This is a genomic window from Pseudarthrobacter sp. TE3704, from assembly GCF_056279405.1.
Map to the genome: position 1 here is coordinate 653,292 of NZ_JBWCCJ010000001.1, position 13,687 is coordinate 666,978.

General features: G+C 67.1%; 13 protein-coding genes. 9 read left to right on the top strand and 4 right to left on the bottom strand.

Annotated elements, in window-relative coordinates; translation table 11 throughout:
- Window positions 1-28: 28 nt before the first annotated feature.
- Window positions 29-739, bottom strand: coding sequence for a DUF4397 domain-containing protein (locus ACZ9BC_RS03090; protein ID WP_476244671.1), 711 nt, complete (start codon window positions 737-739; stop codon window positions 29-31).
- Window positions 740-901: 162 nt separating this feature from the next.
- Window positions 902-1,507 carry a M23 family metallopeptidase gene (locus tag ACZ9BC_RS03095; RefSeq protein WP_476244672.1) on the bottom strand — a complete coding sequence of 202 codons (606 nt, stop codon included), beginning with the start codon at window positions 1,505-1,507 and terminating at the stop codon, window positions 902-904.
- Window positions 1,508-1,640: 133 nt separating this feature from the next.
- On the opposite strand from ACZ9BC_RS03095, the gene ACZ9BC_RS03100 reads away from it, so the two are divergent.
- From ACZ9BC_RS03100 to ACZ9BC_RS03120, 5 genes are all read left to right on the top strand, one after another.
- A complete protein-coding gene (locus tag ACZ9BC_RS03100; RefSeq protein WP_476244673.1) occupies window positions 1,641-2,663 on the top strand; it encodes a LacI family DNA-binding transcriptional regulator in 1,023 nt (340 codons plus the stop codon).
- 133 nt (window positions 2,664-2,796) lie between these two features.
- The gene (locus ACZ9BC_RS03105) at window positions 2,797-3,633 is read left to right on the top strand and encodes a DUF4397 domain-containing protein (protein ID WP_079596794.1); all 837 of its coding nucleotides are present in this window, start codon (window positions 2,797-2,799) and stop codon (window positions 3,631-3,633) included.
- A gap of 129 nt (window positions 3,634-3,762) precedes the next feature.
- Entirely contained in the window at window positions 3,763-4,506 is a 744-nt protein-coding gene (locus tag ACZ9BC_RS03110) for a class F sortase (protein ID WP_476244674.1), read from the top strand.
- A gap of 50 nt (window positions 4,507-4,556) precedes the next feature.
- Window positions 4,557-5,135 (top strand): RNA polymerase sigma factor, encoded by a 579-nt coding sequence (locus ACZ9BC_RS03115; RefSeq protein ID WP_115524108.1) that lies wholly within the window; start codon window positions 4,557-4,559, stop codon window positions 5,133-5,135.
- Window positions 5,122-6,012, top strand: coding sequence for an anti-sigma factor (locus ACZ9BC_RS03120; RefSeq protein WP_115524004.1), 891 nt, complete (start codon window positions 5,122-5,124; stop codon window positions 6,010-6,012). The genes ACZ9BC_RS03115 and ACZ9BC_RS03120 overlap by 14 nt, the downstream gene beginning before the upstream one ends.
- A 42-nt stretch (window positions 6,013-6,054) precedes the next feature.
- On the opposite strand, the gene ACZ9BC_RS03125 is transcribed toward ACZ9BC_RS03120, so the two are convergent.
- Window positions 6,055-6,540 (bottom strand): hypothetical protein, encoded by a 486-nt coding sequence (locus ACZ9BC_RS03125; protein WP_476244675.1) that lies wholly within the window; start codon window positions 6,538-6,540, stop codon window positions 6,055-6,057.
- Window positions 6,541-6,723: 183 nt separating this feature from the next.
- Between ACZ9BC_RS03125 and araB the strand changes: the two genes are divergently transcribed.
- From araB to araA, 3 genes are all read left to right on the top strand, one after another.
- Complete coding sequence (gene araB, locus ACZ9BC_RS03130; RefSeq protein WP_476244676.1) at window positions 6,724-8,466, top strand: ribulokinase; 1,743 nt, start codon at window positions 6,724-6,726, stop codon at window positions 8,464-8,466.
- Window positions 8,463-9,158 (top strand): L-ribulose-5-phosphate 4-epimerase, encoded by a 696-nt coding sequence (locus ACZ9BC_RS03135; RefSeq protein ID WP_476244677.1) that lies wholly within the window; start codon window positions 8,463-8,465, stop codon window positions 9,156-9,158. The genes araB and ACZ9BC_RS03135 overlap by 4 nt, the downstream gene beginning before the upstream one ends.
- Window positions 9,159-9,223: 65 nt before the next feature.
- On the top strand, window positions 9,224-10,744 hold the full coding sequence (gene araA, locus ACZ9BC_RS03140) for an L-arabinose isomerase (RefSeq protein ID WP_476244678.1): 1,521 nt from the start codon (window positions 9,224-9,226) through the stop codon (window positions 10,742-10,744).
- A gap of 88 nt (window positions 10,745-10,832) precedes the next feature.
- Here araA and ACZ9BC_RS03145 read toward each other — a convergent pair whose 3' ends face one another.
- Window positions 10,833-11,732, bottom strand: a complete 900-nt coding sequence (locus tag ACZ9BC_RS03145) for a GAF and ANTAR domain-containing protein (RefSeq protein WP_476244679.1) — start codon at window positions 11,730-11,732, stop codon at window positions 10,833-10,835.
- Window positions 11,733-12,089: 357 nt separating this feature from the next.
- Between ACZ9BC_RS03145 and arfA the strand changes: the two genes are divergently transcribed.
- A complete protein-coding gene (gene arfA / locus ACZ9BC_RS03150) occupies window positions 12,090-13,616 on the top strand; it encodes an arabinosylfuranosidase ArfA (protein ID WP_476244680.1) in 1,527 nt (508 codons plus the stop codon).
- Window positions 13,617-13,687: the final 71 nt, after the last annotated feature.

The following is a 13,687-nucleotide window of genomic DNA, read 5'->3' on the forward strand; positions in this document are numbered from 1 at the left end:
TTGCTGCGAACGCCGTTACAAGTGGATGTCAGTGGCCACCGCGCCACTTCTTCTCGGAGTCAACAACCTGTACTGCGGTGGCCAAGGTGCCGTCAGCCAGGCTGCCCCAGGCATAAATGATCGTGTTTTTGCCGCCCTGGACTTTGATGTCGACCGGCCCGATAACGGGGGCGGTTGTCCCGGCGGCGGCAACGGAGGCTGAGATGGTGCCGGCCTTCAGCTTCAGGGTCGCCTCGTCAGGATTGCTGAGCCCCTCGATCACTGCGGTTCCACCGGCCAGGACATCGACGGCGGGGGCTGCGGCTACGTGCCTGACCGTCAGCTTGCCTTTATTGTCGTTGCGGGGAGCCTTGGTGTCGTTGGTGAAAAGTGTGGCTGTTGGGGCACCGCCGGCGTCGAGGTGGGCCACCGCTGTGTAATTTCCGCCGTTGTCGAGTTCAACGGTAACGGGTCCGATCACCGGATTGTCGGCGTTGGGGGCGTCGGAGCCGGTGATGGCGATTTTGTAGTCGCCGGCTGCAAGTTCCAGGGGACCGGCCAGGCTTTCGGGTGTGAAGTCGTCCAGGGTCAGTTTGCCGTTGACCCATACGTCCACGGTCAGGCCGGGTACACCGTGCAGGACCGAGAGTTTGGCTGGGTCCTCACCGTGGTGGTGCCAGCCTCCGGCCTGGGCTGGAGCCGCGAAGGTCAGTGCGGCTGCGAGCGACAGTGCTCCGGCGGCGATGGGTGTTTTGCGCATTTCAAACTCCTCAGAGGGACGCCCGGGGACGGGCTGTGTTTGTGCTGACACCTCTACTACCGGCGGATAGTCCTCTGTGGATGCAGATTCATGGATTTTTTCAAGCCGGCGTTGAGCATCTCGGCGCTGTGGCCCTGAGAGGCTTTCCAGGCAGCGCTGTTCCTACGCCAGGATGACCGTGCCATTCGGCGGCAGCCCGTCCGGGAACATGATGAGAACCGGGGCAGCCCGTGCCGGATTGGGGGAGTCCATCGCCTGCAGGTGAAGGTGCGGCTCGGTGCTGTTGCCGGAGTTGCCACAGGTTCCCACCGGATCGCCGGGTACAACCGCCTGGCCCGGTCGCACGCAGATGCTCCCGCACTTGAGGTGGCACAGGGCGATGAACATCCCGTTGCTTTCGAGGACCACGTGATTGCCCGCCAGGCCAACCCAGCCTCTGCGCACCCTGCCGGCCTGGGTGGCTGCGTAGCCGATGGACGGTAAGCCACGGAAGCTCCCGTGATCCGTTTCGCCGTCATGGACCGTCCTCACCGTCCCTGCCACCGGAGCTATCACAGGCCATCCGAACCCGACGAACTTCTCCGGCCGCTCGGGCCGGAAGGCCGACAGCAGGCTGAACGGCGCAGAGCGTCCGCTGCCGTCGACGGGTGTGAAGTCTATTGAATAACCCGTGCCGAACAGGTGCGTGCCGTGGCTGGGCACCCGGTTCGCGGGGGAGTTCTGCACCAGCCACCGGCCCGTGAACGGATAGGAGAGGTTCACCGTCATGCACCGAGCCTAGGCCCGCCCGCTGCTCCCGGGCTTGTTCGCAGTTCAGAACCTTCAAGGCCCCGATCCGCGAACAAGCCCCGGACGGCCCCCCGGTTGTGCCGTGGGCGTCCTCCCCGCCCACAATAGGCACATGGCAAAAAGCAGCAAGGGCAGGATGCCGCGTCTGGAAGACGTAGCGGACGTTGCCGGTGTTTCCCATCAGACGGTCTCCCGCGTGGTCAACAACCACCCCAATGTCAGCAAGGCCACCCGCGAAAAGGTGGAGGCGGCCATCGCGGAGCTGGGGTACCGGCGGAACACCGCTGCCCGCAGCCTTGTAACCCGGCGCTCGCAGACCATCGGTGTGCTGGCCAGCGAGCTGGCCCAGTACGGCCCGGCCAACACGCTCCTGGGCGTGGAGCAGGCCGCCCGCGACGCCGGCTACTTTGTCAGCATCGCCGCGCTGCGCGAGGTCAGCCGCGACGCAATTTCGGACGCCGTCAGCCACTTCATGGACCAGGCCGTGGACGGGATCGTGGTGCTGGTGCCGCACTCGGACACCCTGCTGGCCCTTGACGAAATGGAGCTTTCAGTTCCCGTGGTTGCGGTGGGGTCCCTCGGCAACAGCAACGTCAGCGGGGCAATGGTGGACCAGCGCTACGGCGCCAGGCTCGCCGTCGAGCATCTCATCGGCCTGGGGCACCGGCAGATCGGCCACGTCTCCGGGCCGCCGGACTGGACGGACGCCGGCGAGCGCGCCGAAGGGTGGCGGGAGGCCCTCGGGGAGGCCGGGCTCCCTGACGGCCTCCTGGCGGAAGGCGACTGGAGCGCCGGCAGCGGCTACGACATCGGCCGTACGCTGGCGTCCCGGCGCAACGCCACGGCGGTTTTCGTGGGTAATGACCAGATGGCACTGGGCCTGCTGCGGGCGTTTGCCGAAGCGGGCGTCCGGGTGCCCGACGACGTCTCCGTCGTGGGCTTCGATGACCAGCCGGAATCGGGGTACTTCACCCCGCCCCTCACCACCGTCCGCCAGGACTTCGAGGAGCTCGGCCGGCGCTGCATGGACATCATGCTGAAGGAGATCGAAGCCGGGGCAGCCGTCAGCTCCACCGTTGTCACCCCGGAACTGGTCCTCCGGGCCAGCACCGCGCCGCCGGCCGCCGCCGGATAAGGGACCGCAGCGGCGCACCGCAAAAATCCGGGCAAAGAATTTTCCATGAATCTGCATCCAACTCCGGGCCTGCACCAGTAGTAGAGGTGTAAGCAAAAAACGCCCGCCAGCCGGGCCGATCAAGGAGAAGGACATGCGCAACACGATCTTCACAGCAGGTGCCGGTGCAGCGGCAATCGCGGCTGCAATCGCTCTCGCCGGCCCCGCCCAGGCAGCCGAAGGAGACGCCCAGCTCTCCGTGCTGCATGGCGTCCCCGGACTGACCGTGGACGTCTGGGTCAACGGCGAACGCACCCTGGACGACTTTACCCCGGGCACCCTGGCCGGACCGCTCGCCCTGCCGGCCGGAGCCTATGACCTGGCCATCACGGCCTCGGATGCCGCCGACGCTTCCGCCGCCGTCATCGGGCCCGTCAGCGTAACCCTCGCCGCCAACGGAAACTACACCGCCGTCGCCAACCTGGACGCCGCAGGAAAGCCCACCGCCAACCTCTTCACCAATAACGTGTCGCAGATCGAAGCGGGCAAGGGCAAGCTGACCGTCCGCCATACCGCAGCTGCCCCCGCCGTTGATGTCCTGGCCGGCGGCACCGCCGTCATCAGCAACCTGGCCAACCCGAACGAGCAGACCCTCACGCTGGATCCCGGAACCATTCCGGCAGCAGTTGCCGCCGCCGGCACCACGGCCCCCGTGATCGGCCCGGCCGATGTCACCGTTGCCGAGGGTACGCACACCATCGTCTACGCGTGGGGCAGCCTGACGGACAAGAACCTGCAGCTGGCGGTCCAGACCATCGAAGGCCTGCACTCCGCTCCGGGTTCAGTACCGGGCGCCCTTGACGGCTCTGCCAAGACGGCAGCGGTAGAACCGGCCGCCATCGCCCTCGGCTTCGGCGCCATCGCGATCGCCCTCCTGTTCGGCGGCATGGGTGCAGCCCGGGCACTGGGCGGACTGCGCAAGCAGCGGTAACAAGAAAAAGCAGTAACAGCAGTTTTTACGAACTGCAGGAGCAGGCCGGCTGCCCGGGGCAATCCGGGCGGCCGGCCATCATCCATCGAAAACCAGCAATCCTCCGGTGATGCGGGAAAGGCCAGCGAGATGAACAGAGGTACGACGACGGCAGGGGAGTCCCGCCGTCGTTCTTTCGATTTTGCGGGTGCTGCCTTCCTCGTGGCGGCCGCGCTGCTTCTTCCCGCCTGTGCCCCTGCCGGTCCCACCCCGCCGCAACCTCCGGCCGCAGCTTCCAGCCCCGCGGCCCCCTCCAGTCCGGCTGCCAGAGTGTACGGAACAACCTCCCCGCCTGCGCCTCCCGCCACCACCGCTCCCGCTGCACCGCCGGAAGCGGCGGCGCCAGTCGTCCCGGTCCGGCCCGCCACACCACCGGCCGCGGCGCCACAAGAGCCCGTCCCAACGTCCCTTACCGTCGCCGGAACGTCGATCGACTTCCCCGTGGTGCCCGGGGGAGTGTCGGACGAAGGTGCCATGGAGATCCCGGACGCGTTCGACCAGGCCGCCTGGTACCGGTTTGGCCCTGCCCCCGGAGCAACGGCCGGCACTGCCGTGATCGCAGGCCACATCGACACAAAGTCGGACAATGCACCGTTTTCGCAGCTGAAATCGCTGGCCGCAGGAACAGCCATCCGCGTGGGGCGTGATGGTGCTCCCGCCCTGAATTTCCGGGTGGTCAAGGTCGAATTGATGGCCAAGGACAGCTTTGACGGCGAGGCACTGTTCCGCAGGTCCGGGCCGCACGAACTGAAAGTGGTGACCTGCGGCGGGAGGTGGCTGGACGAGCGGATGGACTACAGCGACAATGTGATTGTCACCGCGGTCCTTGAATGAGCGGTGAGCCAGCCGTGATTCTCGCCACCGATGCCGGGAAGGAGTCCCTCGTGACACTTCCTGGGCAGCCTTCCCGTGGATGGGAAGACGGGCTGACCGATTCCTTCCTCGCGGGGGATGAGCAGGCACTGGCTACCGCCTACCGTGAATTTGGACCGTTGGTCCACACCCTGGCCCTGCGCTCGCTGGCGGACCGTGCGGCTGCCGACGACGTAACCCAGGAAGTCTTCATCCGGGTCTGGCGCTCCCGGGGCACGTTCAATCCGCAGGTGGCACGGCTCCCGGCCTGGATCGTGGGCATCACCCGGAACGTCATCTCGGACATGCACTCCGCGTCCGCACGGGAAGCGCGCAAGGCCGTGGCGGCAGTGGGTGCCGGGATGGCCGATGAAGCAGGTCCGGGAACCGAGGCCGCCGAGGCGCTGGCGGACCGGCTATTGCTGGACGGGGAACTGGACAGGTTGGGCGAACCCCAGGGCTCCATCATGAAACTCGCCTTTTACGAAGACCTGACGCACGAGCAGATTTCGCGGAAACTGGACCTGCCCCTTGGTACGGTCAAGAGCCACATCCGCCGCAGCCTGACGCACCTGAGGAAAAGATTGGAGGTTGACCATGCCGCACCTTGATCCGGAAGAGTTGAGCCTCCTTGCCCTGTATGGCGACTGGGAGGACGAGGCCAGCAGGGAGCACCTGAGGGTTTGCCCTTCCTGCGCCTCGGACTATGCGGCGCTGCGCCGCACCGTGGACGCCGTGAAAACTGCGCCGGACACCAGCAGCCTGTCCGTCCCCGGTCCGCAGGTATGGGCCGGCATTCACCGCGAACTTGGCCTGTCACCGTCGGTTCGGGAGGATCCGCTGAGTGCCGCCCGGCGTGACAGCGAACGGCACGCCGCCCTGCCCCATGCGGAACGGCCGGTTGCCGGCGATCTGCAGTCCGCCGCCCCTCGGGAGGCCGATCAAAGTGCCGGCCGGCAGGATGCCGACCCGCGACGTGCAGTTCGGGACGCTGGACAGCAGGGCCCTGTCCCGCCGTCGGACGCTCCCCACGCCCGCATCTACCCGCGAAAGAACCCCGCCTGGTGGCAGCGCACCGGAACCTGGATGGCCGCCGCCGCGGCAGCGGTCCTGGTTGCCGTGGGCGGGATCTGGGCGCTCAACCGCCCGGCGCAGCCACAGCCGCTCGCGGAAGCCCAGCTGACGCCGCTCGCAGAATACTCAGCCACAGGATCGGCGCGGGTGGTTGAAACGGCGGGCGGGGCACGAACCCTGGAAGTCACCCTCGACAAGGACGAGGCGCAGGGCTACCAGGAAGTGTGGCTGATCGCTCCCGATCTTTCGCGGCTGGTGAGCCTGGGCGTGATGAACGCGGACTCGGGGACGTTCCAGGTGCCCGAGGGACTGGAGCTCGCCGACTATCCCATTGTGGACGTCTCGGACGAACCCGTTGACGGCAACCCCGCGCACTCCAGCGTCAGCATCGTCAGGGGAACGCTCTCCTCCTGACGGGCGCTGCCGCCTCCTGACCGGGCCCTGCCGCCGGGGTTTTCAGTCCTTTCCGGCGCGTTCCTTCCGCCGTTCCTGGAAGAGCAGGCTCAACCTCCCCATCTTGCTCCACTGCGTGACAACGGCCATGGTTACCAGCGCGGCGGCCGTGTGCGCGTACAGCATGAGGTGCAGCGAATGCGGGGCCGCAGCGTCCTGGGAGCCGGGTTCGGCCGGCGGAGCTCCCGCGTCATGCCCGTGCCCCGGCAGCGGGACGCCGGAAGAGATCGAGAAGGCGGCGAAGGCCAGGTGCAGGAGCTGCTGGGCAAGTCCGGCCGCCAGTAGGATTGCCCAGGCCGGGAGCTGCCGGGGCCCGACCATGGACGCGGCCATCCCGAGCAGCGCAGCCAGGGCCAGGACGATCAGGACCGCCGGGGACTGGCCGCCCGACGCCACGTGCGCGGCCCAGGCAAGTCCGGTTGCAAGGGGACCTGCCAGCCAGACCGGGGCGCCGCTCCCCGTGGGCACCGGGTGCCGGGGGTTGTGCATGTGGTTCCCCTGTCCGTTGAGGTCTGTCCCTGCCTCCTGTCCTTACCCATTCTGCAGCCCACGCATCCATGGGCTGCAGGGAAACTGCGGCAGATGGCTGTCGAGCTGTTGACTTGGTTCTTGTTAGCGCTCACAATTAAGACCAGGCCGCGATGTTGCGGCAGCTATTGGAGGAACATTCTTATGAACGCAGTGGACGGCTCGGACGTCTTTGTCATCGGCGTGGACTACGGGACCCTTTCCGGCCGTGCCGTCGTAGTGCGGGTGCGGGACGGCAAGGAGCTCGGCAGCGGCGTGTTCGACTACCCGCATGCAGTGGTTACCGATGCCCTGCCCTGGGACGCGGCAGGGGGCGGGGCAAGCGTCCGGCTTCCGGGCGAATGGGCGCTGCAGGTGCCGAACGACTACCGGGATGTCCTGCGGAATGCCGTTCCCGCCGCCGTCGCGGACGCGGGGATCGACCCGGCCGCCGTCGTCGGAATTGCCACGGACTTTACCGCCTGCACCATGGTGCCGGTGAAGGCCGACGGTACCCCGCTGAACGAACTGCCCGGCTTTGCGGACCGGCCGCACGCTTATGTCAAGCTCTGGCGCCACCATGCGGCGCAGCCGCAGGCAGACCGGATCAACCAGCTGGCCGCCGAGCGCGGGGAGGAGTGGCTGCCCCGGTACGGTGGGCTGATTTCCTCTGAATGGGAGTTCGCCAAGGGCCTGCAGCTGCTGGAGGAGGACCCCGAAGCGTACGCCGAGATGGACCACTGGGTGGAAGCGGCCGACTGGATCGTATGGCAGCTCTGCGGCCGGTATGTCCGCAACGCCTGCACGGCCGGCTACAAGGGGATCTACCAGGACGGGCGCTACCCGTCCGAGGACTTCCTGGCCGCCCTGAACCCGCAGTTCAAGGACTTCGTCAGCAGCAAGCTCGAGCACACCATCGGCCGGCTGGGCGACGCCGCCGGATACCTCACGGCCGAAGCGGCCGCGTGGACGGGGTTGCCGGAAGGGATCGCCGTTGCAGTGGGCAACGTGGATGCACACGTCACTGCCCCGGCAGCAAGGGCGGTGGACCCCGGCCAGCTGGTGGCGATCATGGGCACCTCCACCTGCCACGTCATGAACGGCACCGAGCTCCACGAAGTCCCGGGCATGTGCGGCGTGGTGGACGGCGGCATAGTGGAGGGCCTCTGGGGCTACGAGGCCGGCCAGTCCGGCGTCGGCGATATCTTCGGCTGGTTCACCAAGTACGGCGTGCCGCCCGCGTACCACCAGGCCGCCGAGGCCGCGGGCCTGGGGATCCACGAATACCTCACCGAGCTCGCCTCATCCCAGGCCATCGGGGAGCACGGCCTGATCGCCCTGGACTGGCACTCCGGCAACCGCTCCGTCCTGGTGGACCACGAACTGTCCGGCATCGTGGTGGGCCAGACCCTCGCCACCAAGCCCGAGGATACCTACCGCGCCCTGCTCGAAGCCACCGCCTTCGGTACCCGCACCATTGTGGACGCTTTCCGGAACGCCGGCGTCCCGGTGAAGGAGTTCATCGTTGCCGGCGGGCTGCTCAAGAACAAGCTCCTGATGCAGATCTACGCGGACGCCACCGGGCTGCAGCTGTCCACCATCGGCTCAGAGCAGGGCCCGGCGCTCGGGTCCGCCATCCACGCTGCCGTCGCCGCCGGGAAGTACGCGGACATCCGGGCGGCCGCCGCCGCTATGGGAGCGGAGCCGGGCGAGGTGTACACCCCCATCCCGGAAAACGTGGCAGCGTACGACGAACTCTTCCAGGAGTACAAGACCCTGCATGACTACTTCGGCCGGGGAAGCAATGACGTGATGCACCGGCTCAAGGCCATCCAGCGCAGGGCCGCCGGCCCGCTCCCGGGTTCCCCGGCAGTCACAACCCCGGTCGCCGAGGAGGTGTCCGCATGAGCCCGGAAGTCCTTGGGACCATTGCGCGGATCCGGGAAGAGGTCTGCGCCCTGCACGCCGAGCTGACGCGCTACGAACTGGTGGTGTGGACGGCGGGCAACGTCTCCGCCCGGGTGCCGGGCCATGACCTGATGGTCATCAAGCCGTCAGGCGTGTCCTATGACGCCCTGACGCCGGAGCAGATGGTGGTCACCGACCTCTACGGCGTTCCGGTGGCGGGCAACGACGACGGGGAGTGGGGCAATCCGGCGCTGTCGCCGTCGTCGGACACGGCCGCGCATGCCTACGTGTACCGGCACATGCCCGACGTGGGCGGGGTGGTGCATACGCATTCCACCTACGCCACGGCCTGGGCCGCCCGCGGGGAGGCCATCCCGTGCGTGCTCACCATGATGAGCGACGAGTTTGGCGGATCCATCCCCGTGGGGCCGTTCGCACTGATCGGCGACGATTCAATCGGCCACGGCATTGTGGAGACGCTGAAGAACTCGAACTCGCCGGCGGTGCTGATGCAGAACCACGGTCCGTTCACCATCGGCAAGGACGCCGCATCGGCGGTGAAGGCGGCGGTGATGTGCGAGGAAGTGGCCCGTACCGTCCACATCTCGCGGCAACTGGGTGAGCCCGTGCCCATCGACCAGGGCCACATCGACTCGCTCTACGCCCGCTACCAGAACGTCTACGGCCAGTAACAGCCGGTCACCAACAACCCGGTAACAGCGCCCGCCGTTGTCACGAAACTTTTCCAGGAGAACCCATGAGCACCGCAGCAAACACCTCCCTCGACGGTTACGAGGTCTGGTTCCTCACCGGCAGCCAGCACCTCTACGGCGAGGACGTCCTCAAACAGGTGGCCGCCCAGTCGCAGGAAATCGCCAACCAGCTCAACGCCAGCTCCGCCGTCCCGGTCCGGATTGTCTGGAAGCCGGTCCTGACCGACTCGGACGCCATCCGCCGCACCGCCCTCGAGGCCAACTCGGATGATTCCGTCATCGGCGTGACCGCCTGGATGCACACCTTCAGCCCCGCCAAGATGTGGATCCAGGGCCTGGACCTGCTCCGCAAGCCGCTCCTCCACCTGCACACCCAGGCCAACCGCGACCTGCCGTGGGCGGACATCGACTTCGACTTCATGAACCTCAACCAGGCGGCGCACGGTGACCGCGAGTTCGGGTACATCCAGTCACGCCTGGGCATCGCCCGGAAGACCGTCGTCGGGCATGTGTCCAACCCCGAGGTGGCACGCCAGGTGGGCTCCTGGCAGCGCGCGGCCGCCGGCTGGGCCGCCGTTCGCACCCTGAAGCTGACCCGCTTCGGCGACAACATGCGCAACGTCGCCGTCACCGAAGGCGACAAGACCGAGGCCGAGCTGCGCTTCGGCGTCGCGGTCAACACGTGGTCAGTCAATGAGCTCGCCGACGCCGTGCACGGCGCTGCCGAGTCCGACGTCGACGCGCTGGTGGCAGAGTACGAGGACCTTTACGACGTGGTTCCGGAGCTCCGCGCAGGCGCAGCCCGCCACGAGTCCCTCCGTTACGGTGCCCGGATCGAACTGGGACTGCGGAGCTTCCTGGAAGCGAATGGCTCCGCAGCTTTCACGACCTCGTTCGAGGACCTCGGAGCTCTCCGCCAGCTTCCCGGCCTGGCTGTCCAGCGGCTGATGGCTGCCGGTTACGGGTTCGGCGCCGAGGGTGACTGGAAGACCGCCATCCTGGTCCGCGCCGCGAAGGTGATGGGCGGCGACCTGCCCGGCGGGGCCTCCCTGATGGAGGACTACACCTACCACCTGGAACCCGGCGCGGAAAAGATCCTCGGCGCCCACATGCTGGAAGTCTGCCCGTCCCTGACGGCAACGAAGCCCCGCCTGGAAATCCACCCGCTGGGCATCGGCGGCAAGGAGGACCCGGTCCGCCTGGTGTTCGACGCCGATGCCTCCCCGGGCGTCGTCGTCGCCCTGTCCGACATGCGGGACCGCTTCCGCCTGGTGGCCAACGCCGTCGACGTGGTGCCGCTGGACCAGCCGCTGCCCAACCTGCCGGTGGCACGCGCCCTCTGGCAGCCCAAGCCGGACTTCGCCACCTCCGCCGCCGCCTGGCTCACCGCCGGCGCCGCGCACCACACCGTCCTGTCCACGCAGGTGGGCATGGACGTCTTCGAGGACTTCGCGGAGATCGCCAGGACCGAACTGCTCACCATCGACGAAGGCACCACCATCCGCCAGTTCAAAAAGGACCTGAACTGGAACGCCGCGTACTACAAGCTGGCCGGCGGCATCTAGGCTGCACGCCTTAGCCGGACAGACACAGGCTCCGGGGGCAAAAGCCTCCGGAGCCTGCTGTGTCTGTCCGCGGTTCGGCGGTCAGCCGTCAGTGACCGAAATGTGCGCGCGGCGGACCTTCCGGAAGCCGTTCCAGGATGTCCTCGGCGATCCTGCGCACTTTGATGTTCCGGTGGCTGGACGCTTTGGCAAGGATCGAAAAGGCCTCATGGTACGAGCACCTGTTCTGCGCCATGATTACACCGCACGCAACATTGATCGACGTGCGGCTGTCCAGCGCGGAGCGCAGGTCTGAAGCCATGGAGCGGGCCGTGTGCAGGTCGATGGCCATCTGCAGGCTCTTGGCTGCCAGGCCGGCGAAAGCGCGGGCTTCGGCGATGACCTGGAGCGGGAACGCCTTGGCGTCCTGGGCAAAAAACGCCAATGCCGCGGGGGTTTCCTGTGCCCCGGCGTCATCGTTGCCGGCACTGCTGTTCACCAGCAGCCGCACGCCCAGCACGCTGCCGAATCCGGCCAGCTGGAGCTGGTTGCAGTAGTGCGGCCAGCGGAAGTCCCCATTGCGCTGGAGCACGGCCACTGGCTGGCCGCCCGTCAGCACCTCGCACACCGGTCCTTCCGCCGCCTGGTGCTCCCATTCCAGCAGTTTCACCACGTCGTCGGAGGTGCCGGTGATGGCGGGTGCCCTTTTGGGCTGGTGCACCACCACGCCGCACTCGATCCGGAGCCCTGCCGTCCGGACCACCGACTGTGCGGAGGCGGTCACCAGCCGGTTGAGGGACTCTGCCAACGAGTCCGTGCCCGTGACCAGGTCCAGCAGGAGGCCCGGGTTTCCGTTGTCCTGGGGCTTGGCGTCCCGGGATCCTTTGTCCGGGTGGGCGGCCATTCCGACGGCAGGAGCCGGGCGGGCGGTGTGGGTCCTCGGAGGGCCGGCGACGGCTGGGGGAGAGGCCTTGGTCTCAAAGGCCTCCTCGTCGCCGGCCCCGCTCATTACCCGTGTCCGTCGGACCGGGAAGCCTGAGCTTATATGTCGTGCATGCATTGCCAGTCTCACACCCCCTCGTGAGCAAGTACCGCGAGCCAGAACACGTCTTGTCTCTGAGATGAACTTAGTTGGGCAGCCGCGGACGGTGAACGCGTAGGAGGTACTCGTTTTTGAGATTAGGTACTACTTGGTTTTGGGTGCCGATTACTTGCTTTCGGTGTTGCCGCAGGTGGGCCGCCCGGATCTCTCAGCCGGGAAATTAATCTAGCCCTTCCAATTCGGATCACCCGACCGCTTGACTCGCGGAGGACGAGCACCAACAATTATTTCTATAACGTTGTAGATCAGAAGTGAGGATGTTTCGTGACCACAGCAGAACCAGCCGCGGCGAAAATCACCATGGACCCCGCTTTCGCGGTGGGGCCGGTCCGGCGGCGCACTTTCGGTGCCTTTGTGGAGCACCTGGGACGCTGTGTGTACACGGGCATTTTCGAGCCGGAGCACCCGAAGGCGGACGGGGACGGGTTCCGGAAGGACGTCCTGGAACTGACCCGGGAACTGGGAATTTCCACCGTGCGTTACCCCGGCGGAAACTTCGTGTCCGGCTACCGCTGGGAAGACGGCGTGGGCCCGGCGGAGAAGCGCCCCGTGCGCCTGGACCTGGCCTGGCACTCGACCGACCCCAACCTGGTGGGCGTCGACGAGTTCGCCAAATGGTCAGCCAAGGCCGGAATCGAAACCATGATGGCCGTGAACCTCGGCACGCGCGGCACCCAGGAGGCGCTGGACCTGCTGGAGTACTGCAACATCGACGGCGGAACGGCCCTGTCCGACCAGCGCCGGGCCAACGGTGCGGAGAACGGCTACGGCATCAGGATGTGGTGCCTGGGCAACGAGATGGACGGGCCCTGGCAGATCGGGCACAAGAGCGCGCAGGAATACGGACGGCTGGCGGCAGACACCGCGCGGGGCATGCGGATGATCGACCCCGGCCTCGAACTCGTGGCCTGCGGCAGCTCCGGTCCCACCATGAACACGTTCGGGGAATGGGAACGGGTGGTGCTCACGGAGACTTACGAGCTGGTGGACTTCATCTCCGCGCATCAGTACTTCGAGGACTTCGGCGACCTGCAGGAATTCCTCTCCGCCGGCCATCGGATGCAGGCGTTCATCCACGACATCGTGAGCCACATCGACCATGTGAAGTCGGTGAAGAAGTCCACCAGGCAGGTGAACATCTCCTTCGACGAGTGGAACGTGTGGCACATGAGCCGGGACGCGTCCAGGCCTCCCACCGGCAAGGACTGGCCCGTGGCCCCCGTCCTGCTCGAGGACACCTACACGGTGGCGGACGCCGTCGTCGTCGGCGACATGCTGATCACCCTGCTCCGCAACACGGACCGTGTCCACTCCGCCAGCCTGGCGCAGCTGGTGAACGTCATCGCCCCCATCATGACCGAGCCGGGCGGGCGCGCCTGGAAGCAGACCACCTTCCATCCCTTCGCACTGACCTCCCGGCATGCCTCGGGTACCGTGCTGCAGCTTGCCGTCGAGTCCCCGCTGCTGAGCGGCGGCAAGACCGCAGACTTCGCCGCGGTCTCCGCCGTCGCCACCTATGACGCGGAGAAGGGCGAGGCCGTGGTGTTCGCCGTCAACCGCTCGGTGACGGACGCGCTGCGCCTGGACGCCGTGGTGTCCGGACTGGGCACGGTGCGCGTTGTGGAGGCCGTCACCTACACGAACAAGGACCCGTACTGGCAGGCCACCGCTGATGATTCCACCTCCGTGCTTCCCACGGAGAACGTCACGGCAAAGGCCGACGGCGGCTTCCTCACCGCCGAGTTGCCCGCTGTGTCCTGGTCCATGATCAGGCTGGCCGTGGGCGGATAACCCGCCTGGCAGGACCACGCCCGGCGGGTGCCCGATGCAACAATCCGGCACCCCGCTGACGCCCCTGCCAA